At 67.7% G+C, this 16,626-nt stretch carries 19 protein-coding genes and 1 other annotated feature; of the genes, 9 read left to right on the plus strand and 10 right to left on the minus strand.

The genetic code is table 11. The features are described 5' to 3' along the window. Nucleotides 1-139 precede the first annotated feature (139 nt). Entirely contained in the window at nucleotides 140-1,384 is a 1,245-nt protein-coding gene (locus GYM46_RS13065; protein ID WP_008260400.1) for a dipeptidase, read from the plus strand. 45 nt (nucleotides 1,385-1,429) lie between these two features. Continuing rightward, nucleotides 1,430-1,491, plus strand: a sequence feature (sul1 is cis-regulatory element that is thought to sense ions involved in sulfur or methionine metabolism; They are found in Alphaproteobacteria). A 58-nt stretch (nucleotides 1,492-1,549) separates the two neighbouring features. After that, the gene (locus GYM46_RS13070; RefSeq protein WP_008263009.1) at nucleotides 1,550-3,031 is read left to right on the plus strand and encodes a SulP family inorganic anion transporter; all 1,482 of its coding nucleotides are present in this window, start codon (nucleotides 1,550-1,552) and stop codon (nucleotides 3,029-3,031) included. 192 nt (nucleotides 3,032-3,223) lie between these two features. On the opposite strand, the gene GYM46_RS13075 is transcribed toward GYM46_RS13070, so the two are convergent. From GYM46_RS13075 to GYM46_RS13090, 4 genes are all read right to left on the minus strand, one after another. Continuing rightward, nucleotides 3,224-4,798, minus strand: coding sequence for an EAL domain-containing protein (locus GYM46_RS13075; protein ID WP_230307527.1), 1,575 nt, complete (start codon nucleotides 4,796-4,798; stop codon nucleotides 3,224-3,226). An 81-nt stretch (nucleotides 4,799-4,879) separates the two neighbouring features. Then, nucleotides 4,880-5,317, minus strand: coding sequence for a hypothetical protein (locus GYM46_RS13080; RefSeq protein ID WP_008259237.1), 438 nt, complete (start codon nucleotides 5,315-5,317; stop codon nucleotides 4,880-4,882). Beyond that, nucleotides 5,314-5,625, minus strand: a complete 312-nt coding sequence (locus tag GYM46_RS13085; protein ID WP_008263546.1) for a rod-binding protein — start codon at nucleotides 5,623-5,625, stop codon at nucleotides 5,314-5,316. The genes GYM46_RS13080 and GYM46_RS13085 overlap by 4 nt, the downstream gene beginning before the upstream one ends. A gap of 2 nt (nucleotides 5,626-5,627) precedes the next feature. Continuing rightward, nucleotides 5,628-6,743: a flagellar basal body P-ring protein FlgI gene (locus GYM46_RS13090; protein ID WP_035308278.1), complete on the minus strand. Its 1,116-nt coding sequence runs from the start codon at nucleotides 6,741-6,743 to the stop codon at nucleotides 5,628-5,630. 184 nt (nucleotides 6,744-6,927) lie between these two features. Between GYM46_RS13090 and GYM46_RS13095 the strand changes: the two genes are divergently transcribed. Further along, entirely contained in the window at nucleotides 6,928-7,359 is a 432-nt protein-coding gene (locus GYM46_RS13095) for a flagellar assembly protein FliX (RefSeq protein WP_008260169.1), read from the plus strand. 169 nt (nucleotides 7,360-7,528) lie between these two features. Then, on the plus strand, nucleotides 7,529-7,963 hold the full coding sequence (dksA, locus tag GYM46_RS13100; RefSeq protein ID WP_081836181.1) for an RNA polymerase-binding protein DksA: 435 nt from the start codon (nucleotides 7,529-7,531) through the stop codon (nucleotides 7,961-7,963). Between the two features lie 2 nt (nucleotides 7,964-7,965). Here dksA and GYM46_RS13105 read toward each other — a convergent pair whose 3' ends face one another. Together GYM46_RS13105 and GYM46_RS13110 are read right to left on the minus strand one after the other, a co-directional pair. Continuing rightward, nucleotides 7,966-8,358, minus strand: a complete 393-nt coding sequence (locus GYM46_RS13105) for a type II toxin-antitoxin system VapC family toxin (RefSeq protein WP_008260490.1) — start codon at nucleotides 8,356-8,358, stop codon at nucleotides 7,966-7,968. Further along, nucleotides 8,355-8,657: a type II toxin-antitoxin system VapB family antitoxin gene (locus GYM46_RS13110; protein WP_156796453.1), complete on the minus strand. Its 303-nt coding sequence runs from the start codon at nucleotides 8,655-8,657 to the stop codon at nucleotides 8,355-8,357. Before GYM46_RS13110 ends, GYM46_RS13105 begins: the two co-directional genes overlap by 4 nt. A gap of 65 nt (nucleotides 8,658-8,722) precedes the next feature. On the opposite strand from GYM46_RS13110, the gene gltX reads away from it, so the two are divergent. Then, on the plus strand, nucleotides 8,723-10,057 hold the full coding sequence (gltX, locus tag GYM46_RS13115; RefSeq protein ID WP_008260282.1) for a glutamate--tRNA ligase: 1,335 nt from the start codon (nucleotides 8,723-8,725) through the stop codon (nucleotides 10,055-10,057). 16 nt (nucleotides 10,058-10,073) lie between these two features. Here gltX and GYM46_RS13120 read toward each other — a convergent pair whose 3' ends face one another. Together GYM46_RS13120 and GYM46_RS13125 are read right to left on the minus strand one after the other, a co-directional pair. After that, nucleotides 10,074-10,367: a CC_3452 family protein gene (locus GYM46_RS13120; RefSeq protein ID WP_035308281.1), complete on the minus strand. Its 294-nt coding sequence runs from the start codon at nucleotides 10,365-10,367 to the stop codon at nucleotides 10,074-10,076. Nucleotides 10,368-10,471: 104 nt separating this feature from the next. Further along, entirely contained in the window at nucleotides 10,472-11,077 is a 606-nt protein-coding gene (locus GYM46_RS13125) for a TIGR00730 family Rossman fold protein (RefSeq protein ID WP_008259935.1), read from the minus strand. 110 nt (nucleotides 11,078-11,187) lie between these two features. Between GYM46_RS13125 and GYM46_RS13130 the strand changes: the two genes are divergently transcribed. After that, nucleotides 11,188-11,931 (plus strand): hypothetical protein, encoded by a 744-nt coding sequence (locus GYM46_RS13130; RefSeq protein WP_008263486.1) that lies wholly within the window; start codon nucleotides 11,188-11,190, stop codon nucleotides 11,929-11,931. Nucleotides 11,932-12,053: 122 nt separating this feature from the next. Here the strand turns inward: GYM46_RS13130 and panC are convergent, their stop codons facing one another. Continuing rightward, nucleotides 12,054-12,914 carry a pantoate--beta-alanine ligase gene (panC, locus tag GYM46_RS13135; RefSeq protein ID WP_008259248.1) on the minus strand — a complete coding sequence of 287 codons (861 nt, stop codon included), beginning with the start codon at nucleotides 12,912-12,914 and terminating at the stop codon, nucleotides 12,054-12,056. 120 nt (nucleotides 12,915-13,034) lie between these two features. Between panC and GYM46_RS13140 the strand changes: the two genes are divergently transcribed. The 3 genes from GYM46_RS13140 to GYM46_RS13150 all read left to right on the plus strand — a co-directional run bounded on the left by GYM46_RS13140 (nucleotide 13,035) and on the right by GYM46_RS13150 (nucleotide 15,106). Continuing rightward, complete coding sequence (locus GYM46_RS13140) at nucleotides 13,035-13,697, plus strand: SPOR domain-containing protein (protein WP_008262580.1); 663 nt, start codon at nucleotides 13,035-13,037, stop codon at nucleotides 13,695-13,697. 127 nt (nucleotides 13,698-13,824) lie between these two features. Then, nucleotides 13,825-14,661, plus strand: coding sequence for a division plane positioning ATPase MipZ (locus GYM46_RS13145; RefSeq protein WP_035308288.1), 837 nt, complete (start codon nucleotides 13,825-13,827; stop codon nucleotides 14,659-14,661). A gap of 16 nt (nucleotides 14,662-14,677) precedes the next feature. Then, complete coding sequence (locus GYM46_RS13150) at nucleotides 14,678-15,106, plus strand: J domain-containing protein (protein ID WP_008261021.1); 429 nt, start codon at nucleotides 14,678-14,680, stop codon at nucleotides 15,104-15,106. A gap of 707 nt (nucleotides 15,107-15,813) precedes the next feature. Here GYM46_RS13150 and GYM46_RS13155 read toward each other — a convergent pair. After that, the gene (locus tag GYM46_RS13155) at nucleotides 15,814-16,425 is read right to left on the minus strand and encodes a TIGR02466 family protein (RefSeq protein WP_008259957.1); all 612 of its coding nucleotides are present in this window, start codon (nucleotides 16,423-16,425) and stop codon (nucleotides 15,814-15,816) included. Between the last annotated feature and the right edge of the window lie 201 nt (nucleotides 16,426-16,626).

The raw sequence follows: 16,626 nt of genomic DNA on the forward strand, positions 1-16,626 counted from the left end.
CTCTCCTAGACGCTCGCTGCCCCGCCGGGAAACCTCTTCCTTCTCCTTGCGTGAGAAGGTGGGCCCGAAGGGCTCGGATGAGGGGTTGCCTGACCCTCTCCGTCTGTCAGTGTGCGTCGCAACATCAGGGAGTCGCATCATGATCCGTCATCTGCTGGCCGGCGTCGCCGTCGCCGCCTTCGCCACCGCCGCAAACGCCCAATCCGCCGGCGAGGCCCGCGTGCTGGAGATCCTGAAGACCACCCCCCTGATCGACGGCCACAACGACCTGCCCTGGGCCTTGCGCCAGCAGTACGGAAACGACGTCTACGCCGTTGATCTGACGACCGATCTCGAGGCGACGACCCGGCTTCACACCGACATCGCCCGCCTGCGCGCCGGCGGCGTCGGCGGCCAGTTCTGGTCCGTCTACGTCCCCGCCAGCCTGACCCCGCTGGAAGCGGTCGAAGAGACCTTCGAACAGATCGACACGGCCAAGCGGATCATCGCCGCCCACCCCGACGTCTTCGGTCTGGCGACCACGGCGGACCAGGTCGACGCCGTCTTCGCCTCGGGCCGGATCGCCAGTCTGATCGGCATGGAGGGCGGCTATTCCATCGACGACTCCCTGGCCCTGCTGCGCGAGTTCCACCGCGCCGGCGCCCGCTACATGACCCTGACCCACTCCAAGACCACCACCTGGGCCGACAGCGCGACCGACGCCCCCAAATGGGGCGGGCTCAGCCCCTTCGGCGAGGACGTGGTGCGCGAGATGAACCGCCTGGGCATGATGGTGGATCTCAGCCACGTCTCGGAGGACACCATGCTGGACGCCATGCGGGTGTCCGACGCCCCGGTCATCTTCTCCCACTCCTCGGCGCGGGCGATCACGGCCCATCCCCGCAACGTCCCCGACCGGGTGCTGCGGATGATGCCTGAAGACGGCGGGATCGTGATGATCAACCTGGCTCCGGGCTTCGTCTCCGAACGGGTCCGCGCCTGGAACGCCGACCGCGCGGGCGAGGAGGCGCGGCTGAAGACCCTGAACCCCGGCGATCCGACCGCCGTCGAGGCCGGGCTGACCGCTTGGTCCGCCGCCCATCCGACGCCGGAGGCGACCCTGGCCGACGTCGTCGCCCACATCCAGCATGTGCGTCAGGTCGCGGGGATCGACCATGTCGGCCTGGGCGCAGACTTCGACGGCATCGGCAGCCTGCCCGAGGGCATGACCGGGGTGGACGCCTATCCGCGCATCCTCGCCGCCCTGATGGACGCCGGCTGGACCGAGGCCGACATCCGCAAGATCGCCGGCGAGAACCTGCTGCGCGTCATGCGCGCCGTCGAAGCCACCGCCGCCGCCAAGGCGTCCGAGCGACCGTCGCTGGCCAAGCCGACCGCCGGATAGGCGGCTTGCCTTTAGGGCCGGGACCGGGCATCAGGCGCGCCTCACCTTGGACCCGGCCTGTTTGAAGCGTCGGGTGGCTATCCCGGCCGCCGATCCGCCGGGAAACCCGCCGCATACGATCATGGCCGCGCGCCAAGTCGGCGGCAGACCCCAGATGAACCCCACATGTCCCTTATCGCCTCCGCGCGCCAGCAATGGCTCGCCAACCCTCGCCGCGACCTGCTGGCGGGGACCGTCGTCGCCCTGGCCCTGATCCCCGAGGCCATCGCCTTTTCCATCATCGCCGGCGTCGATCCGGCCGTCGGCCTCTACGCCAGCGTCGTCATCGCCGTGACCATCGCCTTCGTCGGCGGCCGTCCGGCCATGATCTCGGCCGCCACCGGGGCCATGGCTCTGCTGATGGTCGGTCTGGTCCGCGACCACGGGCTGGAATACCTATTCGCCGCCTCCATTCTGTGCGGCGTGTTCCAGATCATCATCGGCCTGCTGAAGCTGGGCCGCTACATCAGGTTCGTCAGCCGCAGCGTGATGACCGGCTTCGTCAACTCCCTGGCGATCCTGATCTTCCTGGCCCAGATGCCCGAGCTGATCGGCGCCAACTGGCAGACCTTCGCCCTGGTCGGGGCCGCCCTGGTCGTCATCTACGGCTTCCCGCGCCTGACCAAGGCCGTGCCGTCGCCCCTGGTCGCCATCGTCCTGATCAGCGCCTTCGTCATGATGACCGGGCTGGACGTCCGCACCGTCGGCGACATGGGCCAGATGCCCTCGACCCTGCCGATGTTCCACCTGCCGGTCGTGCCCCTGACCTGGGGGACCCTGGCCATCATCGCCCCGATCTCGGCGACCCTGGCCTTCGTCGGTCTGCTGGAAAGCCTGCTGACCGCCAATCTGCTGGACGACATCACCGACACCCCCTCGGACAAGGACCGCGAGACGCGCGGCCAGGGCATCGCCAACATCCTGTCGCCCCTGTTCGGCGGCATGGCGGGCTGCGCCATGATCGGCCAGTCGATCATCAACGTCACCTCCGGCGCGCGCGGGCGGCTGTCGACCCTGTGGGCCGGCCTGTTCCTGCTGTTCCTGATCCTGGTGCTGCGCGACTGGGTGGCTCAGATCCCGATGGCGGCCCTGGTCGCCGTGATGATCATGGTCTCCATCGGCACCTTCGACTGGGGCTCGGTGCTGAAGCTGCGCTCGACCCCGTTCCAGTCGTCCGTCGTCATGATCGCCACCACCGTCACCGTGGTCGCCACCCATGACCTGTCGAAGGGCGTGATCCTGGGCGTGCTGCTCTCGGCGGTCTTCTTCATGCGCAAGGTCGGCAAGACCATCGCCGTGACCGAGATCGAGACCCCGGAGGAGGGCGTGCTGCGCTACCGCGTAACCGGCCAGCTGTTCTTCGCCTCGGCCGATCTGTTCGCCGCCAGCTTCGAACACCACGGCCATCCCAAGCGCGTCGAGATCGACATGACCGACGCCCATCTGTGGGACCTGACCGGCGTCGCCGCCGTGGACAAGGTCGTCTTCCGCTATCGCCGCCAGGGCGCCCAGGTGGACGTCATCGGCATGAACCAGGCCGCCAGGACCCTGGTGGATCAGGTGGGCCGGTTCGAGAAGGAACACCTGCCGACGGCGGCGGCCCACTAAGGACGGCCTTGTGAAACAAGGGGTCTGTGAGGTCATGCAAAACGGCCCGCCCCGGAGCCAATGAAGGTTCGGAACGGGCCGTTTTCAGGCCTGCATCCAACCCGGACTTGGCCGCGCATACCGATGGTATATGGAGCGATTCGCGTCAAGCCCGATGAAGACTGATCAGGTCAATACGTCATATCCCTGATCTCAGCCCCAGGCTTCGACCGCCCCACGGCGGCGGACGGGCGCGGCGCTGGCCAACTGGGTGCGGGGCTCCGCCTCGGCCCGGCCGAACAGCCAACCCTGGCCGTATTCCACGCCGAGCGCCTTCAACTCGGTCACCACGCCTTCGGTCTCGATCATTTCAGCGATGGTCTCGAGCTTCATGGAACGGCACAGCTCCACGATATTGCGCAGCAAGTCGCGGCCCAATTCGTCCGTCTCGAGATCGCGCACCAGGGAGCCGTCGATCTTGACCGCATCGACCGTCAGCTTGCGGAGATAGTCGTAGGAAGCGGCGCCGGAGCCGAAGTCGTCGATACAGACCTTGATCCCGGTTTCGCGCAGGGCGGCCAGGCGGCGGTTGGCCGCCTCTATGTCGGCCAGGGCTGACGTCTCGGTGACCTCGACGATCAGGCGTTTGCGCTCTGCCGGCGATCCGGCGGTCATGTGCAGCAACTGTTCGACATAGGTGTCGTCGCCCAGGGAGGATCCGGAGACGTTGATCGCCATCTTCAGCAGGCCGGCGCCCGGCGCCCGCATGCGTTTCAGCACCTTTTCGGCGACGGCGAGATCGAAGGATTCGATCAAATCCAGCTCCTCGGCCATGCGGATGGCGTTGGCCGGGCCGTTGTTGTTGGAGCTGAACCGCGCCAGGGCCTCGAAATGGTGGACTGAGCGAGAGGCGAGATGAACGATGGGCTGGTAGTGGACCTGGAACTCACGCGACTTGACCACGCTGCGGAAGGCCTCGGCGTCGCGGAAGGTGCGTTTCAGCGAGTCCGAGAAAGCGATCTGCGGATTGGCCAGGCCGTCATCCTTGAGGCAGCCTTCGATGGCGAACCGCATCGCGCGCAACACGCAAAGGGTGTCGGCGCCTTTGGGAACGCTGGAGATGAAGGACTCGGCGCCCAGGTCCACGCCTTCCGCGCGGCCAGCCTCGACGATCTCGGCCGCCAGGTCACGCGTGTCGCCGCTGGGGCGCAGGACGGCGAAACGTTCAGGCGTGATCTGGGCGGCTGAGGAGCCCTGCGCGGCGGCGGACTGCAGCGTCGCCTCGATGCGGCGATACACCTTGTCGGCGACTTCGCCGCCGAGGCATTCGAGGCCTCTGATATCAAGAAAGGCCAGAGACAGGCCTGGGGCGCCCTCGACGATACAGGCCGCCTGAGCCAGAAATCCTTCCGCATCCGACAGGGGCGGGGTCTCGACGTCCGCCAGTGCGATGGCGGGACCTTCATAGGAGATCGAGCAGGATATGGCGGGGGCCAGCTGAGGCAGGATGAAGGCCCGGAGCGAGGCGCGTCGAACCCGGTCCGTTCCGACGCGGATCAGGATCTGTGTGGCGGGACTGCGCCCGCCCGGCTTGGTGGCCAGCAGAGTTTCGACGGCCCCTGCGCCTTCATGCAGGAAATCGAGCAGCGGCTTGCCGGTCCACAGGGCGCCGACATCCTGGCCCGGAGACGGTCCGGCCCCCAAGGCGAAGGCCACGGAGCCCTTGGCGTCGATCTCGACGAGCGCATCCGCAGATGCAAAGGCCAGACCCAGGAGGCGAGCAGTCATCGACATGCCGACAGCATGCATGGCGGCGCTTAAAAAATCGGCAACGGCGACAACGACCGCGGTTGTCGAAACGCGCCGAAGTCAGGCCTTGCGGTTGAAGGCGACGGCGCGACCATCGCCCTGTGCGGCGCGGCCGTCGGCGGCATAGGCCGAAGCGGGCGTGCGGGCGGCGGCGACCTCATGGGCGATGGCGCGCACCAGGCCTTCCGATATCTTCCGCGCCGCCTCGACTGCGCTGGCGTGGCGAGACAGAACGGCGTCAAAGGCGCGCGTGGCTTCGATCAACGCCATCCGATCAGTCGCCAGGCCGCCGCTGAGCAGGGCGGGATTGGCCTTCACATGGCCGGAGTCGCGACGATAGAGGTTGGCCATCTCCTGTGTCTCGGCCAGGCTGGCGGCGACGTCCTGGGGCCTGCCTTCTTCGAAGGCCCGCGTTTCGGCGGCCAGGCGATCCGTCAGGCGGCGCGTCAGGTCGAGCAACTGGCGGACGCGGGCGGTAGCGAGTTCGGCGTCGCTCATTGCGCGCCCTCCTGCATCTTCAGCATTTCGTTCATCACCGGCCCCGCCAGGCCGATGCCGCCCGCTGCGACCGTCTTCTTGGCCATCTCGTCCAGCAGGAAGCTGCGCCAGGTCGCTTCGCCCTGACCGCCGCCGAACAGGCCGTCGGTCGACAGGCCTTCGAACATCGGCTTCAGCATCTGCGACAGGAAGGACGCTTCGAAGGCCTCGGCGGTTTCCTTGATCTTGGCCTTGGTCGCATCGCCGACGCCGGCGGCCAGGCCCTGGACGGGGCGGATCAGGTCGGTAGGGACAGACAGGTCGGTCATCGTCACATCACCTCGATGTCGGCCTGCAGGGCGCCCGACGCCTTGATGGCCTGCAGGATGCTGATCATGTCGCGCGGGCTGACGCCCAGGGCGTTCAGGCCGTTGACCAGGGTGGACAGGCTGGTTCCACCGCCGACGATCCGCATCTGGGTGCCCAGATCCTCTTCGACGCTTACCTGGGAGTCGGGGATGACGGCGGTCTGGCCCTGGCTGAAGGGCGCAGGTTGACTGACGGACAGTTGTTCATCGACCGATATGGTCAGATTGCCCTGGGCGATGGCGACGCGCGAGATCCGCACCGCATCGCCCATGACGATGACGCCGTTGACCTCGTCGATGATCACCTTGGCCGGCGAATCGACCGTGACCGCCAGGTTCTCCACACGGCTGATGAAGCCCGCCATGCCCAGCTGGCCGGGGGCGCGCAGGGTGACGACCGTGCCGTTCTCGGCCAGGGCCGTGCCGGGATAGGCGGCGTTGACCACGGCGGCGACGCGTTGGGCCGTGGTGAAGTCGGGGTTGCGCAGGTTCAGGCGCACCTCGTTCATATTGGACATCTCGAACCCGGTCTCGCGCTCGACCGAGGCCCCCGAGGCGATGCGGCCGGCGGTCGGCACGCCGCGCGTCACCGACGAGCCTGAACCGCCGGAAGCCGAGACGGCGCCGGTCTGAACCGAACCCTGGGCGACCGCATAGACCTGGCCGTCCGCGCCCTGGAGGCTGGTGACGACCAGCGCCCCGCCCAGGAGGCTCTTGGCGTCGCACATGGATGACACATTGACGTCGATGCGCGAGCCGGGCGTGGCGAAGGCCGGCAGCTCGGCCGAGACCATGACGGCGGCCATGTTCTTGGTGTTGGCGTTGGCGCCGCGGATATTGACCCCGAGACGCTCGGTCATGCCTTCCAGCGATTGACGGGTGAAGGGGCAGTTGCGGAGCGAGTCGCCGGTTCCGTTCAGCCCCATGACCATGCCGTATCCGACCAGCTGGTTGCCGCGAACGCCCTCGACGGCGGCGATATCCTTGATTCGTGACTGGGCCAGGGCTGGAGACGCGACGAGGCCCAGCGCAGCAAAGGCGGTGAGAGGCGCGACAAGGCGGGCAAGCAGATTCTGCATCGGTCGGACGTCCCAAAGGCGTTTCATTCATTATGATGCGAAGATCGTGCCGTGGCTCAAGTTACTGAAATAACTGACTTCGTTCTGTGGTGAGAGCGGGAGCGGCGGCAGTTTTTGCCTGGGCGTTAACCAAAAGGTCATTCCGTTCGCCAAAGGGTGGCCTCATGAGACGGAGCCTCCGCCGATGAAGGTCACAGGGACTACGGGACCCAGCGCGCCGACGGGCGGCAAGCCTGCGCGCGCCAGCGCCGGATTTTCGCTAGGCCAGACCGGCGCGACCGCCGCGCCGTCCGCCGCCTCCGCCAGTGCGGCGACATCGGGGGTCAATGACGTCTCGGCCCTGATGGCGCTCCAGGGGATCGAGGGACCGCTGGAGAAGCGACGCCGCGCGGTGAAACGGGGCGCTGGTCTGCTGGACCGGCTGGACGAGATGAAGATGGCCCTGTTGTCCGGCGAGCCGGACGAGGCCGTGCTGCAGCAACTCTCCCGGACGTTGCGCGAGGATCGGCCCGATGACGGGGATGCAGGACTGAACGACCTGCTGGACCAGATCGACCTGAGAGCATCGGTGGAACTGGCCAAGGCGGAGATGCGCCGCCGCAGCTCCGAAAGCTGAAAGCTTCAGTATTTCAAATCGGAGCGCGAAAACTGCGCGCCAAATGTCACGCGGTTCAACGCTTCGCCTAATCATGATCACGGAATCGCGAACGCCGTTGCCGGGACTCGCGGACCCCACTATACGGCCCATACGCCACAGGGGGGCGTGCTTAGAGAGCGTGAGTGCGATGAACGCTTTGGCGTCCGTTGTGTCCGACGAAACCGGTCCGTATCGGCCGTCTGACGACGAGCCGTTCATGAGTGAACGGCAGCTTGCCTATTTCAAGAAAAAGCTTCTGGACTGGAAGGACGACATCCTTCGAGAGTCCAAGGGCACGGTGGTCAATCTGAAGGCCGAGACCGAAAACCACCCCGATCTGGTGGATCGGGCTTCGTCGGAATCAGATCGCGCGCTTGAGTTGCGCACCCGTGATCGTCAACGCAAGCTGATCTCCAAGATCGATGACGCCCTGCGTCGGATCGAGGACGGGTCCTACGGCTATTGCGAGGACACCGGCGAACCGATCGGCCTGGGACGTCTCGAGGCCCGCCCGACGGCGACCCTGTCGGTCGAGGCCCAGGAACGCCACGAACGCCGCGAACGCGTCCACCGCGACGACTGATCTCAGACGGGCAAGGCCGGTTCGATGTCGGTCCGGCTGAAATCGTCGCCCTTGTAGAGCAGGGGCAGGTTGCGTTCCTTCGCCAGGGCGTAGGCGAAACAGTCGCCCAGGTTCAGCCTGGCTGGCGTGCGTTTGCCGAACCTTGTCTCGGCCTCCACCGCGATCCGCGCCGTCTCTCCGCCTGCGGCAGTGATCTCAATGCGAAGAGCATCCATCAGCGCGAGCAGACTTTGCTGGCCGTCGGGGCCGAGGACGCGGCGCGCGGCGACTGTCGTCTCCCAAAACCCAAGCGGCGACAACAGCGACGGTGTTTCAACCAGCAACTTTATAAAAGCGTCTGCCTCCGGCTCGCCGGCCAGGATTGCGACCAAAGCCGACGCATCCACGACGATCACTTTGGAAGGCCGTCCTCGTCATAAAAATCGTCGTCCGTTGGCCATGTCGCCAATCTCGGCATCGCGCTGACGCGAGCCAGGATGGCTTCGACCGCCGCGCGACGGCGCGCGGCGTCTTCGGATGTTTGAGCTTCGTCCGCCGCGATGCGCTCAGCCAGCATCGTCTCCACCAGTTCGGTGATCGACTTGCCTTCGCTCTTGGCGCGTTGGCGTAGTCGTTCGGCGACTTCGGGCTTCCTGATCTGCACGGGAGCGTTCATGACGGCGATAAGTCTATCATGACGGGTGTTTCGATCCAACCCGCGCCTTGACTTCGCCGGGTTGCGGCGCGACCTAGCCGCCTCGCTTTCAAGGTCGCTATCCCATGTCCGTCAAGGTTCGTTTCGCCCCGTCGCCGACGGGTAAGTTGCACGTCGGCAATGTCCGCACCGCCCTGGTGAACTGGCTGTTCGCCAAGGGGCAGGGCGGCTCGTTCGTGCTGCGCATCGACGACACCGATCTGGCGCGCTCCACGCCCGAGTTCGAACAGGGGATCGAGGACGACCTGTCCTGGCTGGGTCTGACCTGGGACGAGCGTTACAACCAGTCCAAGCGGTTCGACCGCTACGAAGAGGCCGCCGCCAGGCTGAAGGCGTCCGGCCGGCTTTATCCCGCCTATGAGACCGCCGACGAATTGGATCGCCGTCGCAAGGTGCAGTTGTCGCGCGGCCTGCCGCCGATCTATGACCGCGCCGCGCTTGAGCTGACCGAAGATCAGAAGGCCGCCTACGAGGCCGAGGGCCGTCGCCCGCACTGGCGTTTCAAGCTGGAGGGCAAGCGGGTCGCCTGGGAAGACCTGGCGCGCGGCCATGCCGAGGTCGACACCGCCTCCATGTCCGACCCGGTCCTGATCCGCGAGGACGGCCTGTTCCTCTACACCCTGCCGTCCGTGGTCGACGACATCGACATGGCCATCAGCCACATCATCCGGGGCGAGGACCACGTCACCAACACCGGCGCCCAGATCGAGATCTTCGAAGCCCTGGGCGCGACGATTCCCGGCTTCGCCCATATGCCGTTGCTGGTCGGCGCCGACGGCGCGGCCCTGTCGAAACGTCTGGGTTCGCTGTCGATCAGCGACATGCGCGACCAGGGCTATGAGCCGATCGCCATCACCAGCCACCTGGGCCGGATCGGCACCTCGGACCCGCTGGAAGTGGCCGAGTCGGTGCAGGCTCTGGGCGCCAGTTTCGCCTTCACCAAGATGGGACGTTCGCCGGCGCGCTACGACACGGCGGACCTGGACCGGCTGAACGCCCAGGCGCTGCACGTCATGGACTACCTCACGGCCCAGCCGCGGCTACAGGCGCTGGACGCCGACCTGGGCGAGGCCTTCTGGTCGGTGGTGCGGGGCAACCTCAGCAGGTTCGCCGATGTGGTTGAAATGGCGAAGATCGTGCGCGGGCCGATCCAGCCGGTGATCGAGGACGCCGCCTTCATCGACGCCGCCGCCGCCTTGCTGCCGGAAGTGATCGACGACACCGCCTGGTCCGCTTGGACCAACGCCGTCAAGACCGAGACCGGCGCCAAGGGCAAGGCCCTGTTCATGCCGTTGCGTCTGGCCCTGACGGGTCAGGCGCATGGGCCGGACATGGCGGCCATGGCGCCGCTGATCGGTCGTGAGACCATTCAGCGGCGGCTGAAAGGCGAGGCGGCCTAAGGCCGCCCCCGCCCGATCAGGCGTTGCAGACCGCCAGTTCTTCGGCGCTCAGCTCGGTTCCCTTGTAGGTGAAGGCGGTCACGGGGCCGAACTTCTGCACCACGCGGCGGCAGGCGCGCGTCGCCGGCTGTTCCGTGCCGCCCGAGGCGGTGCAGGCCGCGCCTTCGCAGGACCAGCGGGCGCCGTCGATGATGGTGGCGCGGGCCGGCGCTTTGGCCGAATCGGCCAGGGTCAGGCGGGTGGCGGCGGGGGCCTGGGCCACGGCCGGGGCAGCCGCGAACAGGGCGGCGGCGATGAGCAGGGCGCGCATGAGCAAGTCTCCGGATTGAAGAACGGCGTCGTGCCGTCGCGCCAATGTCAGTTTTCGATAAAAACTGTCAAGACGCGCCCGCATTATTTGTTAGCGCCGATCACCTATCGGCGATCATATTGCTGCACGGCCGTGTCGGGGGCACCCTGGATCAGCACCATGGCCTCTTCCACCGACTCCGCCACCGTCCAGGCGTCAAGGAAGGAGGCGGGGGTCATGCCTTCGTCCACGCTGTGACGCATCAGGGCGAAGAAGCCTTCCCAGAAGCCGTTCAGGTTCAGGAAGACAACCGGCTTCTGGTGCAGGTCCAGCCGTTTCCACGACAGCAGTTCCACGACTTCTTCCAGGGTGCCGATGCCGCCGGGCGCGACGACGAAGGCGTCGGACTGATCGTACATCAGCTGTTTGCGCTCGTGCATCGAGGTGACGACGACGGTCTCGACCTCGTCGAACAGGCGTTCGCGGCTGCGCAGGAAGGCCGGCATGATGCCGACGACACGGCCGCCGGCGTCATGGGCGCCGCGCGCCGAGGCGCCCATCAGGCCCACGCCGCCGCCGCCATAGACCAGACGCCAGCCCGCCTCGGCGGTGGCCCTGCCGAAGGCGCGGGCGGCCTCGGTGTAGGCGGGATCGGCGCGGTCGGAAGAGCCGCAGAACAGGCAGACGGACGGGCCGTCGAAGGGCTGGATCAAAACGGGGGGCAGGGACATGGAGCCTCAACTGAACGAATGCTGGGTCGGCCCATGGCCAAACCGGCGGCGGTCGGGGTAACAGAATCCCCGGGCGCTTGGCCGCCAGCCTTATATCGTCGGGACGCAGGATGAAACGTCGGATCATCGCCATGGCCGCCGTATCCGTGACTATGGTCGCGGCCCTGTCGGCCTGTTCCCGGGACGGCGAGGGCGCGCCGCGCGCGGCGGACGCCGAGGCGACCTCCCCCTGGGTGCAGCCTCCTCATGTTCAGACCGCAAGGCGCGACGGGGCGATGATCCTGGTTCAGGGCCGGGCGGGGCCGGACGCCCGCGTGGTGCTACGCGGGGCCGACGGGGCGGCGGTGGCGGTCGGCGCCGACGCTACGGGACGATTCGAGCTGCGCGTTCCGGCCGCGCCGGGGGACATCCGGCTGACGCCCGAGGTTCAGGTCGGCGAGGACGCCGCGCCGTCTCCCGAGACTCTGGTGCTGATCCGGGGCGGGGCGGGGCCTATCGTGCTGGTCGCGGCCGGCGAGCCGACGGTGCGGCTGGACGGTCAAGGCGCGCTTGACGCGGTCGATTCCGATGGATCGGCGGTCATCGTGTCCGGCCGATCGAACGGCGCGCCCCCGGTCGTTCTGATTGACGGGGAGCGCGCGGAGGTCATGCGCGGACCGGGCGGGCGCTGGCGGGCCAGGGCGCCGGGCGGCGGGGCCGCCACGATCGACGTCGACGGGACGCGGTTCGCCTTTCCCGGATTGGGCGCCCAGTCGGACTTCACCCCGGTGCGGGCAGGCGAAGGCTGGCGACTGACCTGGCCGACGGGACCCAGCGGCCGTCAGACCGTCTGGCTTCCGGATCGCGGCGCCTAGGGCGCCGAACTTAGGAAGTTGTTAACCGAAGCGTCCAATGAAGGACCTGTCCCTTTTTGGGACGCACCATCACCGAACCTTTTTCAACCCGGCGTCCGCGTCGGGTTCTTTTTGTCTTGAGCTCAGACGGCGCGGTTGTCGATCAGCCGGGTCTTGCCCAGCCAGGCGGCGGCCAGGATGCGCGCCGGGGCGTCGACGACGCCGTCGCGGAACGGCGACAGGTCTTCGGCATGGCGAACGGCGACATAGTCGATCCGTTCGAACCCGGCCTTGAGGATGGCGGAATAGGCGTCCCGTTCGACGCCGGGCAGGGGGCGGCCCGCGGCGGCGCCGGCGGCGGCCTCGGCCAGGATCACGTTCAGGCGGCGGGCGACGGCCAGTTCGGCGTCGGACAGATAGTCGTTGCGCGAAGACAGGGCCAGACCGGTCTCATCCCGCTGGGTCGGGGCGCCGATGATCTCGACCGGCAGGTCCAGGTCGCGGACGAAGCGACGGATCACCATCAGCTGCTGATAGTCCTTCTCGCCGAACACGGCGACGTCGGGCTGGACCTGGTTGAACAGCTTGGTCACGATCAGGGCGACCCCGCCGAACATCTGGGGCCGGAAATCGCCTTCCAGCCCAAGCGCAGGCCCGGCCACGGCGACGCTGGTGGCGAAGCCCTGCGGGTACATTTCCTCCGGCGTCGGGGCGAACATCAGATGGCAGCCGGCGCCGGCCAGCAGCCGGGCGTCCTCCTCCTGACGGCGAGGATAGCGACCCAGGTCCTCGTTGGCGGCGAACTGGGTCGGATTGACGAAGTTGGAGGCCACGACGCGGTCGGCGCGGCGGCCGGCCTCGTGCACCAGGGTCAGATGGCCTTCGTGCAGGGCGCCCATGGTCGGAACCATGCCGACGGTCAGGCCTTGTCTTTTCCAGTCACGCACGACGGCGCGCAGTTCCGCCACGGTGCGGACGACGGGGAGGGACGCAGGCTCGGTCATGGTGAAGCGGTTAACCCTTTGGCTTAAGCGTGTTGATGCACCAGACTTCAAACCCTGGCGGCTAGGGTCGTGTTTATGACGCCAGCACGAGCGACCCGTCCAGTTCTGATCGCGCTTACCTTGGCCCTTCCCGGCTGTGGGGCGGCCGAGGGCGACCGCCAGAGTTTCCAGGCGATGGCCGAGCGCGTGGCCGCCATCGACATCCCGCTGGATCCCAAGGCCATCGGTCCCGGCGCGGCGTCGCGTCAGACAGCGCAGGCCCAGGGCTTGCGTCCCGCCAAATTCTCGCCCGTCCATGTGGCGGTGCTCACGCCGCATCAGATGTGGGATGCGCGGGACGTCCTGAGCCGGGGCGGCTCTCTGGCGTTGGCCGAAGACAAGAGCGAAGACGGCCTGCGCGGCGCCGTGACGCGTATGGCGGAGCCGGCGGTCGAGCCGGCCCTGCGCGCCGCTGCGCCGGTCGTGGCCAGGGCCATGGTCGAACAGGCTGTCGCGCGGAGCGAGCCGCCCAAGCTGCGCCCCGCCGTCGTTGGCGCGGGGCCGCGCGCCGAAGGCCGCATGGTCCAGCTGGGCGCCTATTCCAGCCGGGCCGGGGCGCAGGCCGCCTGGACGCAGCTGAAGGCCCGCGCCAGCCTGTCGAACCTGTCGCCGGTGTTCGAGGGCGTCGAGGTCAACGGCCGCAGCCTGACGCGGCTGAAGGTCGGGCCGATTCCGGTCGAGGCCGCGTCCGCCCTGTGCGCCGCCGCCCAGGTGGCGGACCCGTGGTGCCGCCGCGCCGGCTGAACTTGGGGCTGAAGTCCACAGCTACGCGTTAACGCCTCGTTGACGTTTGCGGCCGGTGCGCCGACTCTGCCCCGTCCGAAGGCCGCGCAGTGTTGAGTCGCGTCGGTCGCCACAGAGGGTTTCCTCCATGACGCAGCCTCACGTGATCGTCCTCGGCAACGAGAAGGGCGGGGCGGGCAAGTCCACCCTGGCGATCCATATCGTCACCGGCCTGCTGCATGCGGGGCGCTCTGTCGCGATCATCGATCTGGACCTGCGCCAGCGGTCGATGCAGCGGTTCTTCACCAATCGCCTGGCCTGGCTGGCGGCGAACAGGCAGGAATTGCCCCAGCCCTTCATGCCCGACATGGGCGACGGCAAGGCTCTGGCCAAGGGCGGGGTGGACGAGCAGATCGCCGCCTTCGAACGCGCCTTCGACGAGGCCGTGGCGGCGGGCGTGGACGCCATCCTGATCGACACCCCCGGCGGCGACACCGCCGTGTCCAGCGCGGCCCACGCGCGGGCCGACCAGATCGTGACGCCGATGAACGACAGTTTCGTCGACTTCGACCTGCTGGGCGAGGTGGACCCCGTGTCGCTGGATCTGCTGAAGCCCTCGATCTATTCCGAAAGCGTCTGGGAGGCGCGCAAGGTCCGGGCGATCAGCCAGGGCCGGAACGCCACCATCGACTGGCTGGTGGTGACCAATCGCCTGGCCGTGGCCGAGGCGCGCAACCGCAAACGCCTGGAAGAGCGGATGAACAAGCTGGCCAAACGGGTCGGCTTCCGCGTCGGGCCGGGCCTGCGCGACCGGGTCATCTATCGCGAACTGTTCCCGTTCGGCCTGACCGTCGCCGACCTGTCGAACGACATCCGTCCGGTGGCCGTGTCCCTGGCCCATGTCGCGGCGCGCCAGGAACTGCGCAACCTGATGAAGGCCATGGGTCTGGAACAGGCCCTGGCGCCTCTGGACGTGGCCGCCTGAAAGGCGATTTGACCGCATGAGCCTGATCTGGCTGGCCCTGGCGGCGATCGCCGTCTGGGCCCTGGTGCGGCTGGGCCGCCAGACCGAGCGGCGCGGCCGGGCCCATTGGCGCGTGACGGCGACCCTGCTGGGATCGGTGCTGCTGGCCGGAGGCGCCTTGTCGGCGTTTCGCGGCGCCTGGCTGTGGGCGGGCGTGCTGGCGACGGCGGGGCTGTATCTGGCCTGGTCGTCGCGCATCCGGCCCGTGGTGCGATCCGAACCGATCAGCGAAGCCGACGCCCGCGCCGTTCTGGGCGTGCGTCCCGGCGCGACCGAGGCCGAGATCCGCACGGCCTGGAAAAAGGCCATGGGCCGCGCCCACCCCGACCAGGGCGGAACCGAGGGCCTGGCGACGCGGGTCAATGCGGCGCGGGACAGGCTGTTGAGAAAGACCGGACGCGACTGATCGTCCCCGCGCTTTCGCTGCGAAGTTCATGGAGGGCTGGGCGGGGCGCCGGGCCTTCGCCCGGAGTTTTGTGTTTTGGTTACCGTTTCGACGAAGGTTTGACGCCCCGCGCGGTTGGTTGGCCTGCAAGCTCGGGGCGCCGAGCGGTGGCGGTCTTATCGCCTAACCCCATAAGCCTGCGACGGGTCGGCAGGGTCTGCGAAACCCCGTCCCGAGTGCGGCCGAGTATCCCCCTCGACCCTCCGGCGACGTCCGGAGACGCCGTCGGCGCGGAGGAGTTGCCCCCCCCGCTCCCGTTCCATCCGCTCCCGCCGCCGCAAGGTCGCAGGCCTTACGAGCCCTCCAAGCGACGAGACCGGGCGTGATTATAGGGGGTGGGGAAACCCTGGCGGGGAAGTCGGGGCGAGAAACTGACAAGCCCTTGGATTCACGGGGATGGACCCAGCGTCATTGTGACAGTTGGACCCGTTCGGGCCCCCTCCGTCTCGCCGGCTTCGCCGGCGATCCACCTCCCCCAGAGGGGGAGGATTTTGGTGTTCGCATTCCTCCCCCCTTGGGGGAGGTGGCGCGGCGCAAAGCGCCGTGACGGAGGGGGCAAACGCTTCGGAAAAGTTGGTGGGGCGCCAAGAGCCCCTCCACCCCTACGGGGGTCCCGAGACAGCGCGCCATTCAATCGGGGCGACGCTGGAATGGGGCGGAAGTTCGTCTCAGGCGTAGTTGAAGCTGATCGAGATGCGGTCGGACTTGGCCTGGTTGGTCGGGACCTCGTGGCGCAGCCAGCTTTCCCACATCAGGATCGTGCCGGGGCGGGGCGTCAGATAGACGAAGGGGCGTTCGGCCTCGGTCGCGTCCTCGGTGACGGAGGGGCGGGCCATCATGAAGGGCAGGCGGGGGTCTTCCAGTTTCAGCGACGAGGCGCCGTCAGGGATGTCGATATAGACGGTGCCCGACAGGAAGGCGTGAGGGTGGATATGGCTGGTGTGGCCGCCGCCGGGCTTGAGGATGTTGACCCAGAGATTGTCGAGCCGGGGCTTGCGGGCCAGGTCGAAATTCAGGGCCTTGGCGTAGGCGACGGCGTGCCGGTCGAGGTGCCGTTTCAACTCGGCGAACTCGGGGAAGCGCTGGGGCAGGTCGTTCAGCGAGGCGTAGGAGGTGTAGCCGCGATAGGCGTTGTCGCGGCACCAGCGGCGGCCGGCCGCATCCTCCTCGGCCATCATGCGGACGACGTCGATCAGTTGCTCGTTGAACTCGGCCCAGCCTCGGCCCTCGGCGAGGGAGGCTTCATAGACCTGGGTGACGAAGAGGGGGCGCAGGGACATGGGGGAGGGATAGCGGAAGGCGAGGGAAACTTCACCTCCCTGTTCGCGAAGGCGAACGGGGAGGACCGGCGGCCGTAGGTCGCCAGGAGGGGGCGAAGGGGTGGTGAAGGCGTAGGTCTGTCTGAGACCGAGGCACCCCCGCTTGATCGCTGCGCGATCTGTCCTCCCCATCGGCCTTCGCCGATGGGGAGGTGAAGACAC

Origin of the sequence: Brevundimonas mediterranea (assembly GCF_011064825.1) — a bacterium.
Taxonomy (GTDB): Bacteria; Pseudomonadota; Alphaproteobacteria; order Caulobacterales; family Caulobacteraceae; genus Brevundimonas; species Brevundimonas mediterranea_A.